Raw genomic sequence first — 25236 nt, 5'->3', positions numbered from 1 at the left:
TTCTCTCAAGGTCAGGCGCTGGTGTCCTCCCGGTCGTACCGGATCCGGTGGCACAGGGCGGGGACCTCACCTGAGGCCAACCGTGGCATCAGGTCGGGCAGTTCGGCGAACGCGGACTCGCCGCTGACGAGTGCGTCGAGCGCGGGGTCGGCGAGCAGGTCGAGGGCGAGGGCGAGCCGGTCGGCGTAGGTGCGGGTGGCGGCGCGGGCCGGGGAGACGGTGCCGACCTGGCTGCCGCGCAGGGTCAGGCGCCGGGAGTGGAAGGCCTCGCCGAGCGGCAGGGCGACGCGCCGGTCGCCGTACCAGCTGAGTTCGACGACGGTGCCCTCGGGGCGCAGCAGTTCCAGTGACCGGGCGAGCCCCGCTTCCGTCGCACTGGCGTGAACGACGAGGTCGCGGTCGCCGAGGGCGTCGGCCGGGGACGCGAAGCCGACGCCGAGTGCTGCGGCGACCTGCGCCCGGGCCGGGTCGGCGTCGACCAACTCGACGCGGACGCCGGGGAAGCGCGCCAGCAGGGCGGCCACCGAGCAGCCGACCATGCCGCCGCCGACCACGGCGATCCGGTCGCCGACGAGCGGAGCGGCGTCCCACAGTGCGTTGACGGCGGTCTCCACCGTGCCGGCGAGCACGGCCCGCCCGGCCGGCACCTCCGAGGGCACCGGGGTGACGGCGGCGGCCGGGACGACGTACCGGGTCTGGTGCGGATACAGGCAGAAGACGGTACGTCCGACGAGGGTGCCCGGCCCCTCCTCCACCACGCCGACGTTGAGGTAGCCGTACTTCACCGGCCCGGGGAAGTCGCCCTCCTGGAAGGGCGCGCGCATGGCCGAGTACTGGTTCTCGGGCACCCGGCCGCCGAAGACGAGGGTCTCCGTGCCCCGGCTCACGCCGCTGAAGAGCGTACGCACAAGCACGTCCTCCGCGCCGGGCGCCGGCAGCTCCACCTCCCGGATCGCGCTCCGGCCTGGCGATTCGAGCCAGAACGCGCGTGCCATGCGGGTCATCGGATGTCCTCCTGAACGATCGGGAAGCCGCCCACGTACCGAGGGATGCACAAGCCGCGCACAAGGTAGCGGCGTTGATCGACTCTGTCACACGGCCGGAGGGTGTTCGGTGGCCCTGAACAACACGTACGACGCGTATGACGCCTATGACGCGAGGCCCGTTCAGCAGGAGACCGCAGTGGGGGCGGGCGCGCAGATCCTGCTGCTGGCGCTACTCGGCACCGCGATCGGCATGGGCACGGCGGGCTGGCTGACCGGTCTCGCCTTCGCGTTCGCGACCTGGGCGGTGCTCTCCTGGTCCCTGCACCGCTCCCGGCTGGCGTCGTTCGGCCCGGCCAACCGGGTCACCCTCGGCCGGGCCACCCTGGTCGGCGGGGTCACGGCCCTGGTGGCGGACTCCTTCCGCAGCGCGCCGCCGGTCTCCCTCCTGGTCGGCCTGACGGCCGTGGCCCTGATCCTGGACGGCGTGGACGGCAAGGTCGCCCGCCGCACCGGCACGTCGTCGGCGCTGGGCGCCCGCTTCGACATGGAAGTCGACGCGTTCCTCATCCTGGTGCTCAGCGTGTACGTCGCGATGGACCTGGGCCCGTGGGTGCTGCTGATCGGCGGCATGCGGTACGTGTTCGTCGCCGCGGCCCGGGTCTGGCCGTGGCTGACCGCCCCGCTGCCGCCGAGCACGGCACGCAAGACGGTGGCCGCGCTCCAGGGCGTACTGCTGCTCCTGGCGGGCGCGGACCTGCTGCCCCGCCCGGTGAACGCCGGGGTGGTGGCACTGGCGCTCGGCCTGCTGGTGTGGTCGTTCGGACGGGACGTGCTGTGGCTGCGCCGGACGTCCCGGGTGCCTGCCACCCCGGCCATGGCGGTGCGGGAGCTCGTCGCCCGGTGAGCTTCCGTGGCTCCGCGCGGGAGAGCCTCCCTGGGCGTCGCTAAGCATATTGACCCGCGGCGCTCACCGCGCCGGAGGAACGGGCCGAGATCCGCCCGCTGAGCAGGACGGCGCGCCGGCGGGTGAAGAGGCGGGGCAGCGAGACCATGACGGCGTTCAGACGACCCGACTGCACGCTCGGCCGCCGTCCGCGGTCCAGGGTTCGCATCGCGGTCGCGACCACTTGTTCGGGGGTCTGGTAACTGCCCCGGTAGGCGCCGCCGTTCAGGCCGTCGAAGAACTCGGTACGGGTGAGACCGGGGGCGAGTGAGAGCACCCGCAGGCCGGTGCCGCGCGACTCGTACCAGAGCGCCTCGGTGAAGCTGAGGACGAACGCCTTGCAGGCGGCGTACACCGCCATCGCGGGGCTGGGCGTGTAGGCCGCCGCGCTCGCCACGTTGACGAGGACGCCCCGGCCGGAGTCGCGCAGCGGCTCGATGAACGCGCGGGTGAGATCGACGAGGTTGGCCACGTCCACGTTGATCTCATCGGTGAGCCGGTCGGGGTCCTCCTCGTGGAAGGCGCCGTTGGTGCCGAAGCCGGCGTTGTTCACCAGGCCGTCGACCCGGATGCCCCGCCGGGCCAGATCGGCGGCCAGCCGCCGTCCCGCACCCGGCTCGCTCAGGTCGAGCGGAATCGGCGTGACCTGCACACCGTGCCGCGCCCGCAGCTCGGAGGCGAGCTCTTCCAGGCGGTCGAGCCGCCGCGCGACGAGGACGACGTCGGAGCCGCGCCGGGCGAGTTCACGGGCGAAGGCGTCACCGATGCCGGAGCTGGCGCCGGTGACGATCGTGGACTGACCGGAGAAGTTGATCGGTGTCATGACTGCACTGTAGGCAGTTCTTTGCACCGAGTGCAAGAAGGTGCCTCCAGTGCAGGACGCTAGGCTGAGTGCATGGCCGACACCCCCACGCTTCGCGAGCGCGCGCGCCGCGCGGCACGCGCGGAAATCACCGCCACCGCCATACAGCTCTTCGCGGAGAACGGCTTCGAAGCGACGACGATCGACCAGATCACCACCGCCGTCGGCATCTCGCGACGCTCCTTCTTCCACTACTTCGGCAGCAAGGAGGACCTCGTCCTGGGCGACACCGAGGCGCTCGGCGAGTCGGTACGTGCCGCACTGGAGGGCCGCCCGGAGGACGAGTCGGCCTGGACGGCCGTCCGGGCCGCCTTCCTGACGCTCCAGCCGCCCGAGAGCAGCCCGGAGGAGCGGTTCGTCCTCGTCCGCATCCATCACGAGGCCCCCTCCCTGCGCGCCCGGCACCTGGAGAAGCACCTGCGCTGGCAGACCCTGCTGGCCCCCGACGTACAGCGCCGCCTCGGCCTGCCCGCCACACCCGATCCCGACCCCCGGGCACTGGCCTTCGTCGCCGCCGCACTGGCCTGCTTCGACGCGGCGGTCGACGCCTGGTACCGCTCCGGCGGGGCCGACGATCCCGAGCGCCTCTTCGACGAGGCGGTCGCGACGATCCGCGGCTAGGGGTGTCGTTTGGATCAGGTCGGCTCCAGGCGACGGTGCCTTGCTACTGACCCGAGCGGGGTCTGGTGCGTGCAGCTGCAAGGCGGAGGAGGGCGACAGGGCGGAGCCCTGGCAACCGACGACAACGCCGCAGATGTGCGTGCCAGACCCCGCGACCCCGGCAAGATCCAAACGACACCCCCTAGGCGCCGCCCGACCGTGCCCGAGGCAGGGGAGCCGGCTGCCGCCGGGGCAGCGCCCCCGCCGCCACCAGCGGTACGGCGGCCAGCACCAGCCACGGCACGGCGACCGGCAGCCCGGCGTCCAGCAGCAGCCCGGTCGCGGAACTGCCGGCCAGCACGACGACCCCGGAGACCGAGGACAGCGCCCCCGTGTACAGCCCGAGCCTCCCGTCCTCGGCGAGGTCGGGCACCCAGGCGCGGGCGACCGGCGCGACGAGCATCTGCCCGAGGGTGAGCAGGACGACGAACCCGGCGGCGGGCACCAGCCCACCCGCCCCCGTCCACCCGGCGGGCCGCGCCAGCCCGACGACCGCGAACCCGACGGCGATCAGCACCAGCCCCGCCACCATGGACCGGCGCGGCGCCAGCCGCTCCCCCGCCCACCGGGTCACCGGCAACTGCGCGGTCACCACCAGCAGCGAGGACAGCGCGAAGAGCCAGGCCAGCGGCGCCTGCGAACCGGCGGCCCGCTCCACCTCGGCGGGCAGGGCCAGGTAGAGCTGGTTGTAGGCGAGCAGATAGGCGCCGTACGCGCAACACAGCGCGAGGAAGCGCCGATTGCGCAACACGAGCCGCGCCCCGCCCCTGGCCCGGACCTGGACCCGCCCCGGGATGCGCTGCGGCAGCAGCCACGCGTGCCCGGCGAGGACGAGTACGAAGACCGCGGCCCCGGCGAGACACGCCGTACGGAAGTCGATGGCGAGCAACAGCGCGCCCAGCAGCGGCCCGACGAAGGCGCCGGCCTGCCCGGCGACGGTGAACAGCGCGAGCACGCGGGTCCGGTCGCCACCGCCCGTCTCCTCCCACAGGACGGCCTGCCGCGCGACCTCGGACTCGACGGCCGGTGAGAAGAGCGCGGCGGCGAACCCGATCAGCAGCACGGCACCGACGACGGCCCAGGTCCGCTCGGCGAAGGCGAGCCACCCGAACCCGGCGATCCGCAGCACGCACCCGGCAAGCACGACGGGCCGGATGCCGTACCGGTCGGAGAGGGCACCGCCGACCACGAACAGCCCCTGCTGGCTGAAGGTCCGCAGCCCGAGCACGAACCCGACCAGCCACCCCGCCATGCCGATGGACTGCCCCAGATGCTCGGAGAGGAAGGGCAGCACGGCGAAGAAGCCGATGTTGAAGGCGAGTTGGGTGAGGACGAGCAGCCGGAGCAGCGGAGAGAGCGGAGGCGCGTGACGGCCACGGGCCTTCACCCACCGGCCGGTGGAGGCGGAGGTCATCGGACTCCGGCAGGTTCGGGTTCCTTCTCCGCGACGGACCGCTGCCCGCCCATGTCGGCCGTACGACGAGTCCGCCACCGGGCCCGGGGCCGGCGCAGTCCGCCCGCGGCGGTGACGGCCAGCGCGCCGAGCAGGGCGAGTACGGCGGCGGGGGCGAGGACGGCCCAGGGGGCGCGCTCGGCGTAGGGCTGGTTCTCGGCGAGGAGCAGACCCCACTCGGGCGACGGCGGCTGCGCACCGAGGCCGAGGAAGCCGAGCGAGGCGAGCGCGAGGGCAACGCCGGGCAGCCGCAGCAGGGCGTGCCGGAGGACGGGCGGCAGTACGGCGGGCAACAGCTCGCTCCGAAGCAGGTACGCCCGCCCCCCGCCCAGCCCTTTGGTGGCGGTGATGTGCAGGGTGGCGCGTTCCTGGCGCAGCAGGGAGGAGGTGTGCGCGGCGAGCGGCGCCCAGGCGACGGCGCCCACGGCGAGCGCGGGCGTGGCCGCTCCGCTCCCGGCGACGGCGGTGACGAGAAGCGCGACGAGCACGGGCGGTACGGCGTTGACCGTGTCGACGAGCGGCGCCGACACCCGGGGCACGAGGCCGAGCAGCACACCCGCGAGCAGCGCGGCGGCGCTGATGGCGGCGGCGAGCAGCAGGGTGTCCAGCGCTCCGTGCCCGACCCGGGCGAGCAGGTCACGCCCGAGCGAGTCGGTGCCGAAGGGATGGTCGAGGGAGGGCGCCCGCAGCCGCTGTCCGGTGTCGAGGGCGAGCGGATCACGGCTCAGCCCGAACCCGACGACGGCGATCAGGACGGCCCCGTAGAGAAGCGGCGGCCACCCGCGGGCAGGCGGGGCGGGCCGGTGCAGGGAGGACAGTGCCCCGTCGCGCAGGGCGGGCCCGGTGAGCAGCCGGGCGGCGAGCCGGGTGACACCGGTCGCGCACGCCGCGAGGAGGACGAGGGCGAGCGTGCCGGCCTGGAGGACGGGCAGATCCTGGGCGAGGGCCGCCTGAAGGGTGGTGCGCCCGAGCCCCGGGATGTCGAAGACCTGCTCGACGGCGACGGCCCCGCCGGTCAGTCCCACGGCGAACAGCCCGAGGTTGGGCAGCAGCGCGGGCACGCAACGCCGTACGGCCTGGCGGGCGATGGACCGCCCGGTGAGCCCGCGTGCCGCGGCGGCGAGGGCCCACGGCTCACCGAAGGCGCCGGGCAGCAGATCGTCGAGCAACCGCCCGAGCACGGCGCCCGCGGGCAGCCCGAGGGCGAGCGCGGGCAGCACGGTCCACTGGAACCCGTACCACCCCAGCGCGGGCAGCCACCCCAACTGCACCCCGACGACGGTGGCGAGCACCGAGGCGACGAGGAACTCCGGCAGCGAGGCGATCAGGGCGGACCCGGTCCCACCACCGCGCCGCCCACCGAGCCGCCGCCGCGCCCCGAGCCGGAGCGTGCGTACGCACAGGATCCCGGCCGTCAGGACGGCGACGAGCAGCGCGACACCCATGAGCAGCAACGAGGCCCCGAGTGCCTGGAGCACATCGGGCAAAACGTCTTGGCCGGATATCCACGACTCCCCCGCGTCCCCGCGTACGAGCCCCCCGAGCCACCGGCCGAGGACGTGGAGTGGTCCGCCGTCGAGCCCGAGCTGCTGCCGGATGTCGGCGAGCACCTCGGGCGTGGGCTCCCGCTCGGCGGACCGCGCCTTGAGGACGGTGTACGCGGGGTCGGTGTGCGTGAGCCACGGCAGCAGCCCGATCCCGCCCACGAGCCCGCCCGCGAGAAGGACCCGCCACACCACGGTGGCCACCCGCTGCCGCACGGCTCAGCGCCGGGTGCCGGTGCCGACGAGGGTGCGCTCGTACGGGTCGAGGATCACGCCCTGTACGGAGTCGGCGACGCCGGTGATGATCCGCTGGTGCACGAGCGGTACGACGGCGTCACTGCCGAGGATGCGCGCCTCGGCGGCCATGGCGGCGTCCTGCCGCTTGGCGGTGTCGGCGATCTTCTCGGCGTCGGCGACGGCGCGGTCGACGCCCTTGTCGCACAGCTGGGCGATGTTGAAGCCGCCGTCGCAGGTGTAGTCGCTGGCGAGGACGGCGACGGGGTCACCCGTGTCGAGGAGCGTGTTCCGTGCCAGCACGAAGGCGTCGAACTTCCCGTCCAGCGCGTCCCCTTCGAGCCGCGAGTACTCCCGCACGGTGAGCTTGACGGTGAACCCGGCCTTCTCCAGCTGCTGCTTGACGACCTGGGCGACCTCGGGCAGCTCGGGCCGGTTGTCGTAGGTGGCGAGGTTGACGGTGTCCCCGCTCCCGGGCTTCTTGGCCGCCGCCCGCCCGACGGGCGCGGTCCGCTTCCCCTCGGCCCAGGTCACGGCGGGCCCGTAGACCCCGGCACCGGGATCCCCGTACCCCTCGTACACGTCCTTGGCGAACACGGAGGTGTCGACGGCGGCCCTGGCGGCGGCCCTCAGCTTGGCGTCCTTGAAGGTCCCGGACGAGGCGTTGAAGAGCAGGCTGGTGGTGCGGGTGGTGGCGGTGTCGCGCCGGGTCTCCTTGTCGAGGCTCGCCGCCTGCGCGACGGGAACGGCCTCCGCGATATCCAGCTCGCCGGTCCGCAGGGCGTTGGCACGGGCGGTGCCGTCGGCGATGAAACGGGCGTCGATTCCGGAGGCCTGGGCGCGGCCACCCCAGTAGTCGTCGAACCGGTCGAGGGAGGCGGAGGTGGCGCCGTTGACGTCGGTCAGCTCGAAGGGCCCGGTGGCGTGACCGACGGGGTCGACGCGGCCGCCCTGCTTCTCATACGCCTTGGCGGAGAGGATCGCGAGGCTGGGGCTGGACAACCGCAGGGGCAGTACGGGATCGGCCTCGGCGGTGGTGACCCGGACGACTCGGTCGCCGCTCGCCTTGGCGCTGAGGGTGACACCGGCGAGGGCGGCGGGAGCGGGCTTGGCGTGCGTGGCCCGCGCCAGAGAATCGGCGACGGCGCCCGGGGTGACCTCGGCACCGTCCTGGAAGGTGGCGTCACGGAGGGTGAACTCCCAGACCTTGTCCCCGTCCCGCCGCCAGGACTCGGCGAGCGCGGGCGCGGCGGAGCCGTTGGCATCGAGCGAGGTGAGCCCCTCGGTGACCCCGAGCCGACTGAGCAGAGTGGCGTCGGCGCCGTACGGCGACAGGTTCTCGGCGGGCGGAAAGGCGAGCGCGAGGCGGAGACGGGCGCCTTCACCGTCCTTGCCGTCACCAGGGCCGGAGTCGCCGCCGCCTCCGGAGGCGAAGCAGCTGGATATCAACGGGATCAGCAGGAGCGGGGCGAGCAGCCGGGGGCGGCGGTGGGAGCGCATGGTCCTCGGATCGATCAGATTCAGTGGGCGGGCAGGAGGCAGCGAACCGGAGATTACATGAAAACGATTTTCACGCCTACCGCGCCCCAGCCCGTCCGGCCCGTCCGGCAAGGGGAACATCGAAGTGCACGATCCCCTGCCCGCCCCCCGCGTCCTCCCGCTCGTCGTGCACCACCTTGGCCAACGACCGCCAGAACGGCTCGGCCCCGGTGACGGCGGGGTCGGTATGCAGATAGACGGCCCGGTATCCCCCGTCGGCCGCGGCGAACGCCAGCAACTCATCGACAAGTCGACGTGCCAGCCCCCGCCGCCGATGCTCGGGCCGGACGTACACCCGCCGCAGCTGCGCGGTCACACCGGAGGGGTACCGCTCGGCGACGTGCACGGGGTTCGGGGGGTGCGCGGGACCCCGGGAGTCGAGGGCGCCGGTCGCCACGACGGCACCCTCCGGGTCCACGGCAACGAGGAGCGTGTGCCGCTCGGGGGTCACGTACGCCCCGGCCAGGTCGATGACGTCACCGTGCCAGCGCGGGACATACCCGGTGGCGAAGTCCCGGTAGACGGTGTCGAGCATGACGGCTCGGGCGGCGTCCAGGTCGGCGGGGGTTGCTGTCCTGATGCTGTAGTCCGGATTGCGCACTTGCACATCATAGGCATTAAGCGGAATCTCCGATCAGCGTCCCCCTGGGCTACGCCCCGCCCGCTCCGTCAGCCGCGCAGCAACTCGCCCCTGCCCACCTGGGACATCAGCGGTGGTTCCGATTCGCCCTCATAACCGAGGTGAAGCTCCCGCCGGGCTCTGGTCGCCAGGACGTAGTACGTCATGCGCAGGGCGGCGGAGGAGGGATCACCGGCCGTGTCCGTGTGGGTGTCGGGGATGACGACCGTGTCGAAGCCGAGCCCCTTCGCGCTGGCGCGGTGGACGATGACTATCCCCGGGCGGCCGAGGTCGAGGTTGCGGTACTGGCCGCCTTTCGCCTCGGACGTGTACAACTGCGGCTTCAGTCGTGGCGCCCGACGGGACAGGCTGCCGAGCAGCGAGAACTGGGTGTGCTTGGACCCCACGATCACGCCGATGGTGTCCCTCGGGTGCCGCTCCGCCAGCAGCGCGAGCAGGTCGGCGGCGCCACGCTCGGGGAACCGGTGCAGACGCGGCGACGGTCCCTGCCGCTCGGGCAGAGCCGGCGCACCGGCGCCCGTGTGGAAGTTGGCGGCGAAGGATGCGATCTGCTGCGTGTTGCGATGGTTGCCGCCGAGTTCGTGGAGGCTGCAACGCCCGAGGTTGCGGGAGATCTCGGCGAGGGTGGAGTTGGTGTCGGTGAGACGTTGGCACTCGTCCGCGAACACGGTCGTACGGGCCCCGAGCATCCGGCACAGCAGGTAGAACTCGGGCGGCAGGTCCTGCCCCTCGTCGACGACCAGGGTGAGCCCGGGGACCGGGCCGGTGTCGGCGGCCCGGTCGAACAGCGCGTTCCAGTCGTACCAGCCGTCCTCACTGCGCGGGGCCCCGTCGCCGTACCACTCGGCGAGCCAGCGGTGCGCGGTGGTGACGCGCACACTGCGGTCGGCGGGGCCCAGCACGTGGACCGTGGCGGCCAGCGACTGGCGCAGCAGGTTGGAGCGGGTGAGCAGCGCGACCGGAGTCCCGGTGAGGGCGAGCATGACGGCTCGCTGGGCCGCCAGCAGGCTCTTGCCGCTGCCCGGCGGGCCGCTGACCAGATGACTGCCGTCGAAGGGCAGCTCGTCGAGGCTGGTGCGCTGTTCCGGGGTGAGGTCCAGGTAGCCGAGGGTCATGTCTGCTCCAGTGCGTCGGCTGCGGCGGCGCGTGCGGCGGTCACGATGGATTCCAGGTAGCCCGGCACGTGCTCGCCACCGACGACGAGGGCACGGTCCAGAAGGGTGTTGCCGGTCTCGCAGCTGGTTTCGGGCAGCAGGGCGCAGGCGTGGCAGGCCGCACGGTTGAGGTTGCCGAAGCCCTGGCCGGTGTGCTCGGCGCAGAGCGGGTCGGCCGAGCACCAGGCGGCGGACTCCGTCATGCGCAGAAGTGTCTCCGCGAGCCGCGAGGGCTCTCCCTGCCGGACGAGTCCACCGAGGGTGCCTTCGGCATCACCCGCCGCGGTGTAGACGAGGATGCCGTACTGGTCCTGTTCGGGGCGGGCGTAGATCCGCTCGCGCAGGCTTGCGGTGGTGTATCCGGACTCGAAGGAGAGCTGGCGGATCAGCAGGTGCGCGAGCGTGTGGAGGAGGACGAAGCGTGGGGCGAGCTCGGGGCCGGTGACCGCCTCCAGGCGGTCCCGTTGGAAGGAGCGGTCCAGGTCGGCCCGCATACCGGTGACACGCCTGAGTACGTCCGTGTCCGCCTCCCACCTCGCGAGTTCGGCCCGGTCCAGGGTGAGGAAGACGCCCTCGCCGAACACCTCCACGGCAGGCAGCCACTTCAGGCGGCGGGTGGTGTCGGCCGGTACGACGGGGGCGTCCGGGGAGACCCGGCTGAAGCCGGACAGGGCGCGCACCTCGCGGAGCCGGTCGGCCAGGACGACCCTGCCGAAACGGCGGTTGAGGGCGGCCCACGGATCGACGGTCTCGTCGGCCGACCCCAGAGTGGTCTCACGCAGCGCGAAGTCCCGGGTGGCGGGCGGGGTGGGCGCGGTGAAGGCGGCCCATTCCTCGCGGCTGAGGTCGGGGCGGGCGGGCTCGGTCGGCGCATCGGACGACGACGCGTCCGGGGCGGGCAGGGGCTGTCCCGTCTCCTCTTCGATGAGCGCGTCCAGCAGGGCGTCGTCGGCGCCGGTGTCCTCCTGGATCATCGTCCGGAACACCGCGGCGCGCGGCGTGGCGGCCACCCGGCACAGCGACACCCACAGGTCGTGTTCCCGCACTTTGGCCGCGAGGGCCTCGTCCCCGTGGCCGGCCGGGACGTCGGTCTCGGGGATGTCGAGGGCGGAGTGGACGATCGGGTAGTACAGATTGCCGGCCGTGCGCTGCACGATCTGCACGGGTCTGGGGCAGTCCACTCGCTCGTTGACCCGCTGCCACGGGTTGCGGCCCGAGCAGCGCATGCCGTGCGTGCCGAGGATGTCGAGAAGGTCCCGCGCCGCACCGCAGCCCTTGGCGGTGCAGACGACGGAGAGTGCCTCGAGGCCGGAGGCCCGTTCGGAGACCAGGAAGCGCAGTCTGTCGCGCTCCTCGCAGCGCCGCCGTTCGCCGGAGTCGCGCCGCGAGTGGGCCCAGAACCACCAGTCGACGTCGCTGAGGTGCCCGGCCTGGCAGATCTGCACGAACCGCATGGGCGCCAGAGTCCGCGCCGGTGAACACGACAGACAGCGCGGCGGCTGCCCGGGCTTCTCGTCGGCGATCCGCCAACGCTTCATCCGGCGGCACGAGCCGCAGAACAGCCAGGACGGGAAGCGGATGTACGGCGCCCCGGGTGCGTCGGGAAGGTCGTAGCGGTCGTTGGCGGTTGCCGGGGCGGCGTAGAAGCCGGACACGCCCAGCCGGGAGGCGAGACGCGGGGACTCCAGCTTCTGCCTGCCCCTGGGGGGCCAGTCCCCGATGCCGGTGGCGACGAAGGACTCGCCCTGGATGTCGAAGACGGCACCGACGCCGAACGGCACCACCGTCTGGGACTGGCGTACCCGAAGTGTGCGGCTCACAGGTCGGCTCCCTTCACCGTCACCTGGCATTCCCGGTCCACGTTGCGCATGGAGTTCGGTGTCTCCCACAAGCCGTAGTTCTGTTCGAAGCTCTTGATCAGGTTGGACTGGCCCTTGCCCTGACTGCGGTAGTACAGCTCGCGGCCGCTTTTGCGGGCCTCGCGCGCCGCATCCTCCCAGTCGGCGATCAGACCCTCGAGTTCCTTGCGGACCGCCTCACCGACGGTCGGTTCGGCGGCCTCGGCCCGCACGGCCAACTCGTCGGCGAGCGACTCCACTTCAGCAAGGTGGTCCAGAACGTGTCCGGCCTGATTCTCGGCGGCGAGACCGAGCCGGTGCCGTACGAGGACGACGAGCGCGGCATGCAGGGCGCGCCGCCGGGAGGGCACGGACCAGGGGGTGACGCTGGTCGGTTCGACGTGCCGGTACAGGGACCGGTGGTACACGTCGAAGGTCTCGTAGTGCGAACGGTCCCTGGGCCGGGTGGCGTTGAAGAACGTGACAACGAGTCCGGGAACGGTGTGCCGGCCGACCCGGCTGGTGGCCTGGATGTACTCCGCGGTCGTCTTGGGCTGCCCCTGCATCAGCATCAGCGCGAGCCGCTTGACGTCGACGCCGACGGACAGCATGTTCGTGCAGGGCAGGAAGGACACCGACTGCGGATCGCCCCAGTCCTTCTCCAACCGGTCGAGCAGGACCGGCTGTTCGGCGCGTGGAAGGTTGCTGGTCAGTTCCTGCACCTGGTGGTCCACCAGTGCCCGTACTCCCCTGCCCGTGTCGAGTCCGGCGAGCTGGGCGGGGATGTCGTCGGCCGCGGCCGTGACCGTACGGCCGAGCTCGCGCAGGCTGTGGTGGTAGGCGACCAGGGTCCAGTAGGCGTCCCTGTGTTCCTCGGGCAGTTCCCATGCGCCCTGAAGCAGGGCGGCCGCGGTGGCCACGGCTGCGCGGCCGGCCGTGTGGCCCTGGGCCATGACGCCGAGGCAGCGGCGGCCGGCTTTGGAGGAGTCGGGCTCGGCGAAGTAGGAGTGGCGGGCGTCGAGTCCGGCCGGTGGGAAGAGCTGGACGTCCCCGCCGTACAGCGCGCGGACCTGCTCCCCGGAGCGGCGGATGGTCGCTGTGGACGCCACGACCTTGGGGCCGATGCCGTCCGGTCCGGCGCACAGCCCGAGAACCGCCGATTCGTACAGACCGACGGTGGTACCGAGCGGGCCGGTGAGCAGGTGCAACTCGTCCTGGATGACGAGAGACGGCGGCAGATTCCGCGCACCCCTCGCACCGCCCGCGCCGAACAGCGCTCCCGCGCGCGGTTCCCAGGCGAGCCGCGCGAACTTGTCCACGGTTCCGAGGACGAACGTGGGCGGGCGGTCGTAGAGGTGTTCGTCCACGACGGCGACGGGCAGTTCGTCGTGGAAGACGCACTCCTGTCTCGGGCAGAAGAAGGCGAAGGAGTCGGCCGTGGCGCGCACGCCGTAGTCACCCATGTCCGGCGACTTGTGGGCGGGCAGGATGCGGGTGCCGCACCACGGGCAGCGGTCGAGGATGAAGACGTCGTCGGGCTGGGCGGCCTGACGGGCGCTCTCGAAGGCGGTGCGCGCCTTGTCGTACGTGTTCGGGGTGGTGGTCTCGCCCACCCACAGGCCGATGGAGAACGGCTCCGCGCCGTATGCCCGAGGGTCTGCGCGACGCAGCGTCTCCAGGGCGCAGACGGTGGTGGCGGCGCGCTGAAACTGCTGAGTGGTGAGCAGGCTCAGGGTGTATCGGCTGAGTACTGCCGTGCCTCCGCCGTCCGGTTCGCCCCGCCGCAGCACCATCGCGAAGGCCGCCAGCAGCAGGTACGCCTCGGTCTTGCCACCGCCGGTCGGGAACCAGATCAGGTCCGTCACGGCGCGGTCCGCGTGCCTCGGGTCGGCCGTGCCGTCCATGGCGAGCAGGAAGAACGCCAGCTGGAAAGGGTACCAGGTGGCGCCGGGGTGCGGCTCGGGATCGGGCGGTACGGCCTCCCGGGGCGAGCGCCGGGTGCCCGCGAGGTCGGATGCGGAGTGACGCATCTGCAGGGCCATCGCGCGGTTGGCGGCGCGGAAGGCGTGCAGCAGTTCGGGGCGGCGCGGGTCGCAGAGGGTGCGGACGCCGGCCTCGATACGGGTGACGGCGGTGCCGATGCGGTCGAGGACGCGGTCGGCCGCATCGCGGCCCCAGGCGGGAACGTTCGTGTCGAGCTGCCCGACGTACCACGCCCGGTAGTCCGCGGCGAACTCTGCCAGCTCTTCCCGAAGCTGATCGACCGGGACGTCCGGATCGGAGAGGTGGAGGAGATCGAGCACCGGCAACCCTCTGAGTCCCGCGGCCCGTACGCCGGTGACTTCGGCCTCCGGCATGACAGCGGCGCTCAGCTCGATCACCTGCTCGCCGGCGTCGTCGTACCGCTCCTCGACCGCGCACCCGTGGCCGACGGCGTGCGTACGAACGTGCCGGTACTGGAGGCGGAGTTCCTGCTCCTCCAGGTCGCGGCTGGCAAGGCGGACGCTGGGGTACTGGAGCACCCGTCCGTCCACCGGTCCAGCCCTCAACTCAACCTGGAACAGCATCCGGTCCCACTGGGCGGCCGTGCCGAGGTCGGGTTCGTGGTCGGCGGCGTTGACCAGTGCGACGGTGACGAGTCGGCCGGTGCCAAAGGCTCGTCGCCGGACACGGAGTTCGGCACGCCCGTCCAGGACCGTGACCCTGTCCTGTTCCGGGGTCAGCCGGTGGGTCTCGGCGGGCAGCGGAATCCGCTGCCAGTTCCGGCCGCGCTCGCCGGTGCGGGCGCGGGTCTCGTAGCGGGCGGCCGAGCACTCGACCTCCACGCTCTCCGCGTCGGTGTAGAAGCTGAAACCGAGGGAGGACGGCAGCCACGAGTTGGACTCCGGAACCGGGTCGGTGGAGGGAGCGGTGTCTTCGGCGCGGCCCTCGGTGCCTGCGCCCTCCAGCTCCTCGGCCGCGACGTCCAACTGCCGCTGCAGGTCGGCCTCTTTCGGGTAGAGGGTGCCCATGAGGTACTGCCGGTCGGGCGGCGCGTCGAGCGTCTCGTGTTCGCCGTCGGCCGGACCGACGAGTTGCCGTCGGAGGTAGGAGACGAGTTCCTGTCGGGGATCCATGGTGTTCCTGGTGGTCGGGGCTGTGCAGTGCTCGAATGAACGGACGGGGGTGGCGGACGCGCGATTCATGACCGACGCCAGCGGTCCCGGAGCGACGCGCGACTCTGGGCGGCCGCCTCCTGTGCGGCGGCCAGCTCTGCCTGGACGGTGCTGAGCTGGTCCTGAAGATCGGTGATACGGAGCCAGGCATTGTGCTCGTTCTGTGCGATGCGCTGCGCCGCCTGCTGCTCGATGTCTTCCGCGCTTTTGCGGGCCGCGGCGAGGAACAGGTCCCGCTGTGCGAGGGCCGTCTCCGCCTCCCGCAGCCGCGTCTCCATCTCCGTGACCCGTACCTGCACACCCTGGCGGTACTCCTGCCGGGACGACGCCGCGGCTCGTTCCCGCTCGGCAGACTCTTCCTCCGTCTTCCTGAGCCGTGCCTCAAGGTCCCGGATGCGGGCCTCGGCACCCTCCCGGTACTCGCGCAGTCGATGCTGCAGCTCGTCTGCCCGCTGGTCTCTGCCAGCCGCCCCCCGCGCGGCTTCCTCGGCTCGTTCGGCCCTGCGCAGCAATGCCTCATGCGACTCGCGGTGTTGCTCCTTGAGGTGCGCGATGCGGTCCTCGGCCAGGCGCCGGACATACGCCTCGCGTCGGTCCAGGGCCCGGTCCGCGCGGTGCAGCAGTTCCTCCTCGAGCGCGTCGAGCCGTCGCTCGGCGTCCGCCCGGACGGCCGCGACCCGCTCGTCGGCGGCGATGCGCACCTCGCCCAGTCGGCGTTCGTGTTCCTGTGCCAACTGGGCAAGTCCGGCCTGGTGCCGGATCTCCGCCGAGGCGAGTGGCTCCTCGGCGTCGGCGGGCGCCTGTGCGGGCGACTCACTCGTCTTGTCCGGACTGCGCCCGAGCACAGACCCGGTTCCGGGACGTGCCGCGACGAACTCCCGCAGGGCGTCACGGACGGCGAGGCGGGACACGGCACGCACCAAGGGCTTCGTAGCCAGGTACGCCCGGGGTGTCACGCCTGCCAACGCGTTGGCAGGCCACTCGAAGAAGTGCTCAGGTCGGAGTTCCCACCGCTTGACGGTGTCGAGGACTTCCTTGAGCACTTCGAGGCCTTCGACCACGGGGCGGTCGAGCACTCCCCGCTGCCGTGCGGCCCGCACCACGGAATCCGTGACGGACGGGCCGAGCAGCACGGAAAGTTGCAGGTGCCCCAAGGCCAACAAGGCGTACTCGGCGAGCCAGGCCACTCCCCCGCCGAGAGGCGGCTGCGGCAGCATCCGGGCCATGTCCCAGTCGGCGGTGGTCTGCGGTTGCCCGACCGGGCGCTCCGTGCCCGGTGTCCTCGACTCCTGCTCCGCACGCCGTCCTTCCGTCTTCTGCTCGGAATCCCGGCCTTCGGTCGACGGCTCCGCGCCGCGGTCCTCCGCCGAGGGCTCCGCACCTCGGCCTTCCGTCAAGGCCTCCGGCTCCGCGGGCGGCGGAGCGGCGGCGGCGGCGAGAAACTCCCGAAGAGCGTCGCGCACCGCCAGTCGCGACTCGCCGCTCACCAACGGGCTGTCCGCCAGGTACGTCCGGGGCGCCGCCCCACGGAGCGCCTCAGCAGGACGGTCGAAGAAGTCCTCCGGGTGCTGCCCTGCCACCGCCACGGCGTCGAAGACACGGCGGAGCACCTCCAGCGCCGTCAGCACCGGACGCGGGAGAGGTGCGCCGTCCCCGGCGTACCGCGTCACGGTCTCGGCGGCCGGCTGCCCGAGCAATTCGACGAGGCCCTCGTCCCCGACAGCCACTCGTGCGTAGTTCGCGAGCCACGAGATCTGGTCAACGGGCGCCTGCGCCAGCCGACATGCCTGTTCCCAGTCGGCGACGACCAAGTCCGACGCCTCGGCGTCGCCCGTCTCCGCAGTGTCGCCCGCGGTCTCACCTCGTGCGCTGTCTTCCGCCACCGCACCGTGAATCTCCGGCACCGCAGCGTCGATCGGCGCACCGCCGTCCTCTTCGCGCTCCTCCGTCGTGCCCGTCCGCGCCGCAGTCTCGTCATCCTGGCGCCGCTCCTCGGCAGCAGCTCGCGCCAGTCGCTCCGCCCTGACCTTGCGCAGGGCGAGTCGGGCACGTGCGGTCCGGGCCGAACGGGTGGCACGTGCGAAACGGGCCAGGCGCTCGGCCTCGGCCGCCTCCTCAGCCCTGCGCTCGGCCGCCTCGGACACGGCGTCCCCGCCGACGAGGCCCGCCTGGCGCAGGCGCTGCAGCAACGCCTTGCGCGCCTTGCTCCCGATCTGCCGGATACGCTCCCGTGTGACGCCGTACTCGCGTCCGAGTTCGTCCAGCGTCAGGGGGTCGTCCCCGTCGAGCCCGAGGCGTCGCACGAGGATGCGCGCCTCCCGTTCGGTGAACGTGTCCACCACGCCCAGCACGTCCCGCGTGTACTGGTCTCCCATCACCTGCTGCTCCACGGAGGGCACCGTGTGCGTACGCCCCACGAAGTCCGCCAGGGTCGCACCGTCGCCGATGACGCGGTCGAGGGAGTCCGTTCGGCGAGTGAGGCGCCGGATCTCCTCCACCTTCTGCAGGGTCAGGTCGCACGCCACCGCCACGTCCGCATCGGTCGCCGGCCGGCCCTGGCCTGCCAGGTTCCGTTCCGCCCGGGCCACCTTGCGCATCTGCTCGTGCATGTGGACCGGGATGCGGATCAACGCACCCTCGTCGGCGATGGCTCGGGTGATGGCCTGACGGATCCACCAGGTGGCGTAGGTCGAGAACTTGAAGCCCTTGGTTGCGTCGAACTTGCGCGCCGCCCTGAGCAGGCCCAGGAAGCCGTGCTGGAGCAGGTCGTCGTAGTCGAGTCCCTGTTCCAGATGGGGCCGGACCAGGGAGTGCACGAGGCGCTGGTTGTGTACGACCAGACAGTCACGGGCGCGGATCCTGAGATCCTCCGGCGCCAGCGCCTTCAGGTCGTCGTCGGTCGGCTCCTCGGCAATCCGGTCCGGCCCGCCCCTCAGCAGTACGGCGAGGCCGACCTCTGCCTGCGCGTCCAGCAGGCGAGCGCCGGGACGCCGTTCACGCCGGTCCCGGTCCAGCACGGCGTGCGCGGCGGACACGGCGTCGGCGAGGTCTCCGCGCGGCAGGTCCGGCGTGAGTTCCGGGTCCAGGTCTTCGTGCTCCGAACCGGCCTCCAAGGCCCCGGAAAGATCGTCCCGGGCGGATTCCGCTTCCTGGGAGGACCGTGGACCGGCAGCGGCGCTCTCCGACCCGTCGGCAGCGTCCGTCCCCTCACTGTGCAGGTCACGGCCGCGCACCGGTGCCTCCGCGCACAGCACCGCGGTCTCCCTCGCGGTGAGCCCGGCCAGCCGGGCCACGCCCTCCACCGCGGACATGGTGACGCGGCCGTCCGCGTCCGCGTATCGCGCTAGCAGATTCCGAACAGACCGAAGCCGTGGGAACACATTTTCCTCACAGTTCGGTGCAACCTTTTCACCATTCCGCTTGTCGCTCTTTGTGTGCAGAGACATGTCCCGCACGGGCAGACCCAGCCGGGCCAGCTCGGTACGCAGCCGTTCGCGCTCCCCCTCACCGAGCGAGAGCGCACGCACGCCCTCCAGGAAGGCGACCTCCGGAACAACGCCCTGCACAGCCGCCTGTCGCAGCCCGGCCAGCAACTCACCCAGCACGGCCTTCATGCCGGGGGAGCCCGTCTCACCCGCCGTTCGCAGCACCATTCCGCCACCCCCAAGGTATTTCACAGAGAACGTTAAAATGGCATGTTGATGATGTCAACAGGCGTATAGCTATCAACATTTCCGCGTTTCGTGTACGGTGACGCTCGCCGCACCGTTCCTCTGCCACCATGACCACGACGACCGACAAGGCCCGTGAGGGACGTGCGTGCGGCAGCGGGCCAGGGGGCTTCCCGCGGGCGGAGTCGTCCGTCTGCGCGGGACTAGACATAGGGAGCGGCAGTGAGCCACGGGCTGGTCGACGGCAGGTTCCGCGTCGGGCGCGTCATCGGCAGGGGCAACATGGGGGAGGTCCATCAGGCGGAGGACCTCCAGGCCCCGGAGGGGTCATCGGGGCGCAGCGTCGCCGTCAAGACCATCCTGCGCCGCCGCACCGGCACGCAGATCGACACCGGCGGCGACGCGAAGGCCGTGCAGCGGTTCAACCGCGAGGTGCGGATCATGCGCCGGCTGCTGCATCCGAACCTCACCCGTCTCGTGGCCGGCGGCATCGACGAGGACTCCACCGCTCCCGGTGGCCTGCCCTACCTGGCCATGGAGTTCCTGAACGGGGAGACCCTGCGCGACCTCGTCGAGGAGGAACCGCAGCTGCCCGTCTCCTGGGCCGCCGCCATCGGCGCGCAGGTCGCCGCCGGCCTCGCCACCGCCCACGCCGCGGGAATCGTGCACCGCGACCTGAAGCCCGCCAACGTGATGCTTACCCAGGGCGGCACGGTCAAGGTCCTCGACTTCGGCATGGGCAGCATCGTCGACGATCCGGACCAGACCCGGCTGACCAGCACGGGCGTCAGTGTGGGCACCGCGCGCTACATGGCCCCCGAGCAGTGCCTGGCCAAGCAGGTCACCCAGGCCGCCGACCTCTACGCGCTGGGCTGCGTGCTCTACGAGATGCTCGTCGGAGTTCCGCCGTTCACCAGCGAGTCCGCGTACGAGCTCGCCGACCGGCACGTCAACCAGCAACCCGCTCCCGTCCGGGTGATCCGCAGCGAGGTTCCCGTGGAGCTGGCCCGCCTCGTGGAACGCCTGCTGGCCAAGGACCCGGCGGAGCGTCCCGCCGACGCGGTGACCGTCCGGGACGCGCTCGTCCCGCTCGCCCTGTCCGGCGCCGAAGACCTCATTCCGCACTGGGGTGCGCTGGATCCGACGGGCCCGCTGCGGAATGCCGCACCGGCGCCGGCGTCTCCGGCCGCTCCGGAGGAGGTCGTCCCGCAGACGGGGTCCGCCCCGGGCGCCGTCATGGACGTCTTCGGCGTGCACCGGGCGCTCATCAAGGACTACCGCTCCTTCACCGAGGGCGGCACCGTCATCCGCGACGACCGCATCGCGGACTACGTCGAGAAGGACCTCGACGCCAAGTCGCAGTGGCCGGACCCGTGGCTGTCGCTCAACCCGTTCTTCCAGGGCGGCGGCACCGTGGTCGAACTTGCCCAGCAGAAGGTGCTGCACGCCGAGTGCGCCCGCATCTTCCAGGCGAAGAAGACCGAGGGCGGCACCGTCTGCGACGGCCGCCCGCTCACCCTCCACCGCCACCAGCGCAACGCCATCGACGCCGCCGCCTCGAAGGCCTCGTACGTCCTGACAACCGGGACCGGCTCCGGCAAGTCGCTCGCGTACATCGTGCCGATCGTCGACAGGGTGCTGCGTGAGCGCGACCAGGAAGGCCCCGACGCCACCAAGCGCGTACGGGCGATCATCGTCTATCCCATGAACGCGCTCGCCAACAGTCAGCTGCGCGAGTTGGAGAAGTACCTGCGCGACGGCTACGGCGCCGGCAAGGAGCCGGTCACCTTCGCCCGCTACACGGGCCAGGAGGACGACGAGAAGCGCCGGGAGATCCGCGACAACCCGCCGGACATCCTGCTCACCAACTACGTGATGCTGGAGCTGATGCTGACTCGCCCCGCCGACCGGGCGAGCCTGATCCGGATGGCGCGGGGCCTGGAGTTCCTGGTCTTCGACGAACTCCACACCTACCGCGGCCGCCAGGGCGCCGACGTGGCCCTGCTCATCCGCCGAGTCCGCGAGGCCTGCCAGGCCGCGGACCTGCAGTGCATCGGCACCTCGGCCACCATGTCGACCGAAGGCACGCTGGACGACCAGCGCGACGTGGTCGCCGAGGTGGCGAGCACCCTGTTCGGCACGAAGGTGCGCCCCCAGCACGTCATCGGCGAGACCCTGGTCCGCGCGACCGACGAGACACCCGATGCCGTACCCGCGGAGCGCCTGACCTCCCCCGCCGCCCCGCGCGCCTACGACGACCTCGTACGCGACCCGTTGGCCCGCTGGATCGAGAGCCGCTTCGGACTGGTCGAGGACGAGGAGTCGGGTCGCCTGGTCCGGCAGCGGCCGGCGAAGATCGAGGTCGCGGCGAAGGAGCTGAGCGAGCGGTCGGGCGTCCCCGAGACGGACTGCGTCGCCGCCATCCGCGCGACCCTTGAGGCCGGTTCACAGGCCCTCCACCCGGTGACCGAGCGCCCGCTGTTCGCGTTCCGGCTGCACCAGTTCCTGTCCAAGGGCGACACGGTGTACGTCACGCTGGAGGACAAGCTCTCCCGGCATCTCACCCGTTCCTACCAGCTCGAACAGCCGGGCAGCGGCGGTAAGTTGCTGATGCCGTTGGCCTTCTGCCGCGAGTGCGGCCAGGAGTATCTGACGGTGTGGCGCACCGAGAAGGACGGCGAGGTCCGCTACGAGGCCCGCCGTGACACGTCGGCGACCGGCGGCCGGCAGGGCGACGGATACCTCTACGTCGACCACGAGCGGGAGTGGCCGTCGAACGTCCAGTACGCCGTCGACGACCGCCGGCTGCCCGAGTCGTGGCTGGAGTTGGACGACCGGGGCCAGGAAGTCGTCAAGCGGACCTACCGCGACCGGGTACCGCGCGCGGTCACCGTCGACCCGTACGGACAGGAGGGCCAGGGAGGCCAGGGCGACCTCAAGGCCGCGTTCGTCCCGTCCCCCTTCCTCTTCTGCCTGCACTGCGGGGTGGCGTACGAGCAGACGCGCGGCAAGGACTTCGCCAAGCTCGCCACGCTGGACCAGGAGGGCCGCTCGTCGGCGACCTCTCTCGTCTCGGCGTCCATCGTGCGCTCGCTGAAGTCGGTGCCCGAGGAGGCCCTGGACAAGGAGGCGCGCAAGCTCCTCACCTTCGTCGACAACCGGCAGGACGCCTCTCTCCAGGCCGGCCACTTCAACGACTTCGTCCAGATCACCCAGTTGCGCGGGGCGCTGTACCGGGCGGCCCTGGACGCGGGCGAGGACGGCGTGCACCACGAGGAGCTTGCCTCGGCGGTGACGAACGCTCTGGCCCTCGCCCCCGGCGAATACACCGGCGACGCCGACCTCGCCCCCGGCCTGGCCCGCAACGCGGCCCGCACACTGCGCGACGTGATCGCCTTCCGGCTCTACCTGGACCTGGAGCGGGGTTGGCGCATCACCATGCCCAACCTGGAGCAGACCGGCCTGCTGGAGATCGACTACGAGGACCTGCACTGGGTGGCCGGCAAGCAGGACCGCTGGGAAACCACCCACCCGGCGCTGCGGGACGCCGACCCCGCGCTCCGCGCCGAGGTCGTCAAGGCGCTGCTGGACGAGATGCGCCGCTCCCTGGCGATCGACGTGTCCTACTTCCGCGACGACACCTTCGAGTCGCTGCAACGCGCCACAGAGGAACGGCTGGTGGACCCCTGGGTCCTCTCCGCCGGAGACAAGCCGCGGATCGGCACGGCCTACCCGCACCCGTCCCGACCGGGCGCCGACCGGTCCAGCCTGTTCCTGTCGGCTCGCGGCAAGTACGGCAAGTACCTGAAGCGCGCGGACAGCTCCTTCGCGGAGCTGGACCAGGACGACCTCCAGCTGATCATCGCCCAGTTGCTGACCGTCCTCGCCAAGGCGGGCCTGGTCAAGGAGGTCGAGACCGCCCCGCAGCGTCCCGGCCGCTACCGCCGTGCGTCCGGCCCGACGACGACGGGATACCGGGTGGCTGCCCAGTCTCTCGTCTGGCGGGCCGGCAGGGGCGAGTCGGGCGCGCACGACCCCCTCACCCGCACCTACCAGAGCGGCGACGGCCCCCGCATCAACACCTTCTTCCTCAAGCTGTACCGGGAGACCGCCGACGCACTGTCCGGCCTGTTCGCCCGCGAGCACACCGCGCAGGTCGCACCGGCGGACCGCGAGAAGCGCGAGGAGGCCTTCCGCAAGGCGGAGCTGAAGCTCCTGTACTGCTCCCCCACGATGGAGCTGGGCGTCGACATCTCCTCGTTGAACGCGGTGATGATGCGCAACGTCCCGCCCACACCCGCCAACTACGCCCAGCGCTCGGGCCGCGCGGGCCGCAGCGGCCAGCCGGCACTGGTGACGACGTACTGCGCGACGGGCAACAGCCACGACCAGTACTACTTCCGTCGCTCCCACCGCATGGTCGCGGGCGCGGTCGCCCCGCCCCGCCTGGACCTCGCCAACGAGGACCTGGTCCTCTCCCACCTCCAGGGCATCTGGATCGCCGAGGCCGGCCTGCGCCTGGGCCGCGCCATCCCCGACGTCCTGGACGTCTCCCATCCGGACACCGGCGACCGCCCCAACCCCGCCCTGGACCTGCTCCCCGACATCCAGGCGGCCTCGTACGACGACGGCGCCCAGCGCCGCACGGTCGACGCGGCCCTGTGCGTCCTCGGACCGCTCCTCCCCGACTTCGTCGACACCACCTGGTGGCACGACGACTGGATCCAGGACAAGGTGCGCACGGTCCCGGAGCGTTTCGACCGCGCCTTCGACCGCTGGCGCAGCCTGTTCCGTGCCGCCCTGGACGACCAGTACGTCCAGAACAAGCGCCGCCTGGACTACAGCCTCACCGAGGGCGACCGCATCCGCGCCAACGCCCGCCGCCGCGAGGCCGAAACGCAGCTCAACCTGCTGATGAACGAGAGCGTCGACAGCAAGTCGGTGTTGTCGGACTTCAACCCGTACCGCTACCTGGCCTCTGAGGGCTTCCTGCCCGGCTACAGCTTCCCGCGCCTGCCGCTGGCCGCGTACATCCCGACGATCGGCCGCCGCCGCGGAGACGGGGACTACCTCCAGCGGCCCCGCTTCCTCGCCATCCGCGAGTTCGGTCCCGGCTCCCTGATTTACCACGAGGGCGCCCGCTACCAGGTGACCCGCATCCAGCTGCCCCCGGACTCCTCCGGCGAGCTGACGACGGGCGAGGCCCGCCGCTGCGCCCACTGCGGCTACCACCACGACCCGAAGGAGCGTGAGGACCGCTGCGGCTTCTGCGACGAGCCGCTGAGCTCGGCGACGTACGGCCTCCTGCACCTCCACACGGTGTACACCACCCGTCGCGAGCGGATCTCGTCCGACGAGGAGGAGCGGCGCCGCGCCGGCTTCAAGCTGGAGACGTCGTACCGCTTCCACGACCACGGCGCCCGCAGGGGCCGCCTGAACGCGACGGTCGACGACGCGGCGGGCGGCCGGCTCGCCGAGGTCTCGTACGGCGACTCCGCGACCGTCCGCATCACCAACACCGGCCGGGTCCGCGCCAAGAAGGACGAGCCGCCGGGCTACTGGCTCGACCTGGCCGACGGCCGCTGGATGAACGACAAGGACGCCTCCGAGGCCTCCGGCGACTCCAGCGAGCTCCCCGTCATCGACGCCGACGGCAACGAGCGGCGCCGCAAGAAGCGGGTCATCCCGTTCGTGGAGGACCGCCGCAACATCCTCGTCGTCACCCTCGACGAGGCGCTGCCCGAGCCGATCGCGCTGACGCTGATGTACGCGATGGAGCGGGGTATCGAGGCGGCGTTCGAGCTGGAGGACGCCGAGCTGACCGCCGAGCTCCTCCCGCCGGACGACGGTCCGCGCCGCCGCATGCTGTTCATGGAGGCCGCGGAGGGCGGCGCGGGCGTACTGCGTCGCCTCCAGGCGGAGACCGACGCGGTGGCCAAGGCGGCCCGCCGCGCCCTGGAGATCTGCCACTTCGCCGCCGACGGCACCGACGAGGGCGACGAGACCCACCGCGGCGACCGCGCCTGCGCGCTGGGCTGCTACGAGTGCCTGCTGACGTACGGCAACCAGCTGGACCACGCCCGGATCAACCGCCACACGGTGGCCGCCCTCCTGGTCCGCTTCGCGTCGGCGACGGCGACGAGGGAAGCCCGCGGGGAGTCCCGGTCGGAGCAGTATCGGCGGCTGATCGCCCAGGCCACTGAGCCGACCCCCGTGGAGGACGCGGCAGCGGCGGAGCTGGCGGGTGCGGGCGACTTCCTGGGCTGGGTGAAGGCCAAGGGCCTGAACCTGCCGACGGAGACGGCCGCCTTCCTCACCGAGGCCAACGCCGCGCCCGACTACGTCTACCGGCAGCCGGGCATGCGCCTGGCCGTCTTCGTCGACCTGCCCGACACGGAGCAGACCGCCCTGCGCGACGAGGACGCAGGGGAACGCCTCCTCGACGCCGGCTGGGAGTACGTCCGCTTCCGCCCCGGCGACGACTGGGACGCGCTCGCCGAGTCCTACGCCGACTGCTTCGGCTCCCCCACGACCAACTGACCGCTTGCCTAGGCCTT

Annotated in this window: 13 protein-coding genes; 3 read left to right on the top strand and 10 right to left on the bottom strand. The window is 72.0% G+C overall.

Annotated elements, in window-relative coordinates; all coding sequences use genetic code 11:
* Nucleotides 1–11 precede the first annotated feature (11 nt).
* On the bottom strand, nt 12–1004 hold the full coding sequence (locus ACGH7X_RS32850; RefSeq protein ID WP_399892197.1) for a zinc-binding alcohol dehydrogenase: 993 nt from the start codon (nt 1002–1004) through the stop codon (nt 12–14).
* Nucleotides 1005–1113: 109 nt separating this feature from the next.
* On the opposite strand from ACGH7X_RS32850, the gene ACGH7X_RS32845 reads away from it, so the two are divergent.
* Nucleotides 1114–1890: a CDP-alcohol phosphatidyltransferase family protein gene (locus ACGH7X_RS32845; RefSeq protein ID WP_399892194.1), complete on the top strand. Its 777-nt coding sequence runs from the start codon at nt 1114–1116 to the stop codon at nt 1888–1890.
* Nucleotides 1891–1930: 40 nt separating this feature from the next.
* Here the strand turns inward: ACGH7X_RS32845 and ACGH7X_RS32840 are convergent, their stop codons facing one another.
* Nucleotides 1931–2752 carry an SDR family NAD(P)-dependent oxidoreductase gene (locus ACGH7X_RS32840; RefSeq protein ID WP_399892191.1) on the bottom strand — a complete coding sequence of 274 codons (822 nt, stop codon included), beginning with the start codon at nt 2750–2752 and terminating at the stop codon, nt 1931–1933.
* Nucleotides 2753–2824: 72 nt separating this feature from the next.
* Between ACGH7X_RS32840 and ACGH7X_RS32835 the strand changes: the two genes are divergently transcribed.
* Nucleotides 2825–3412 (top strand): TetR/AcrR family transcriptional regulator, encoded by a 588-nt coding sequence (locus ACGH7X_RS32835; protein ID WP_399892188.1) that lies wholly within the window; start codon nt 2825–2827, stop codon nt 3410–3412.
* 181 nt (nt 3413–3593) lie between these two features.
* Here the strand turns inward: ACGH7X_RS32835 and ACGH7X_RS32830 are convergent, their stop codons facing one another.
* The 8 genes from ACGH7X_RS32830 to ACGH7X_RS32795 form a co-directional block, all read right to left on the bottom strand.
* A complete protein-coding gene (locus ACGH7X_RS32830) occupies nt 3594–4865 on the bottom strand; it encodes an MDR family MFS transporter (RefSeq protein WP_399892185.1) in 1272 nt (423 codons plus the stop codon).
* Nucleotides 4862–6664, bottom strand: coding sequence for an ABC transporter permease subunit (locus tag ACGH7X_RS32825; protein ID WP_399892182.1), 1803 nt, complete (start codon nt 6662–6664; stop codon nt 4862–4864). Before ACGH7X_RS32825 ends, ACGH7X_RS32830 begins: the two co-directional genes overlap by 4 nt.
* Before the next feature lie 3 nt (nt 6665–6667).
* A complete protein-coding gene (locus ACGH7X_RS32820) occupies nt 6668–8182 on the bottom strand; it encodes an ABC transporter substrate-binding protein (RefSeq protein WP_399892179.1) in 1515 nt (504 codons plus the stop codon).
* Between the two features lie 76 nt (nt 8183–8258).
* Nucleotides 8259–8822, bottom strand: a complete 564-nt coding sequence (locus ACGH7X_RS32815) for a GNAT family N-acetyltransferase (protein WP_399892176.1) — start codon at nt 8820–8822, stop codon at nt 8259–8261.
* 68 nt (nt 8823–8890) lie between these two features.
* Nucleotides 8891–9976, bottom strand: coding sequence for a DNA helicase (locus tag ACGH7X_RS32810; protein WP_399892175.1), 1086 nt, complete (start codon nt 9974–9976; stop codon nt 8891–8893).
* Nucleotides 9973–11835, bottom strand: coding sequence for a DrmB family protein (gene drmB / locus ACGH7X_RS32805; RefSeq protein WP_399892172.1), 1863 nt, complete (start codon nt 11833–11835; stop codon nt 9973–9975). The genes ACGH7X_RS32810 and drmB overlap by 4 nt, the downstream gene beginning before the upstream one ends.
* The gene (locus ACGH7X_RS32800) at nt 11832–14969 is read right to left on the bottom strand and encodes a helicase-related protein (protein WP_399892169.1); all 3138 of its coding nucleotides are present in this window, start codon (nt 14967–14969) and stop codon (nt 11832–11834) included. Before ACGH7X_RS32800 ends, drmB begins: the two co-directional genes overlap by 4 nt.
* Nucleotides 14970–15034: 65 nt before the next feature.
* Nucleotides 15035–18661, bottom strand: coding sequence for a sigma-70 family RNA polymerase sigma factor (locus ACGH7X_RS32795; protein ID WP_399892166.1), 3627 nt, complete (start codon nt 18659–18661; stop codon nt 15035–15037).
* Nucleotides 18662–18901: 240 nt separating this feature from the next.
* On the opposite strand from ACGH7X_RS32795, the gene ACGH7X_RS32790 reads away from it, so the two are divergent.
* Nucleotides 18902–25219 (top strand): protein kinase, encoded by a 6318-nt coding sequence (locus tag ACGH7X_RS32790; protein WP_399892163.1) that lies wholly within the window; start codon nt 18902–18904, stop codon nt 25217–25219.
* Nucleotides 25220–25236: the final 17 nt, after the last annotated feature.

Origin of the sequence: Streptomyces sp. BBFR51 (assembly GCF_044591655.1) — a bacterium.
Taxonomy (GTDB): Bacteria; Actinomycetota; Actinomycetes; order Streptomycetales; family Streptomycetaceae; genus Streptomyces.
The sequence above is the reverse complement of the archived record's forward strand: the minus strand, read 5'-3'. Positions and strand labels throughout refer to the sequence as shown.

What these genes read in the sequence shown, in the direction of transcription:
- ACGH7X_RS32850 (WP_399892197.1), bottom strand. Translation starts at nt 1,004, where the DNA reads ATGACCCGCATGGCACGCGCGTTCTGGCTCGAATCGCCAGGCCGGAGC.
- ACGH7X_RS32840 (WP_399892191.1), bottom strand. Translation starts at nt 2,752, where the DNA reads ATGACACCGATCAACTTCTCCGGTCAGTCCACGATCGTCACCGGCGCC.
- ACGH7X_RS32835 (WP_399892188.1), top strand. Translation starts at nt 2,825, where the DNA reads ATGGCCGACACCCCCACGCTTCGCGAGCGCGCGCGCCGCGCGGCACGC.
- ACGH7X_RS32830 (WP_399892185.1), bottom strand. Translation starts at nt 4,865, where the DNA reads ATGACCTCCGCCTCCACCGGCCGGTGGGTGAAGGCCCGTGGCCGTCAC.
- ACGH7X_RS32820 (WP_399892179.1), bottom strand. Translation starts at nt 8,182, where the DNA reads ATGCGCTCCCACCGCCGCCCCCGGCTGCTCGCCCCGCTCCTGCTGATC.
- ACGH7X_RS32810 (WP_399892175.1), bottom strand. Translation starts at nt 9,976, where the DNA reads ATGACCCTCGGCTACCTGGACCTCACCCCGGAACAGCGCACCAGCCTC.
- ACGH7X_RS32800 (WP_399892169.1), bottom strand. Translation starts at nt 14,969, where the DNA reads ATGGATCCCCGACAGGAACTCGTCTCCTACCTCCGACGGCAACTCGTC.
- ACGH7X_RS32795 (WP_399892166.1), bottom strand. Translation starts at nt 18,661, where the DNA reads ATGGTGCTGCGAACGGCGGGTGAGACGGGCTCCCCCGGCATGAAGGCC.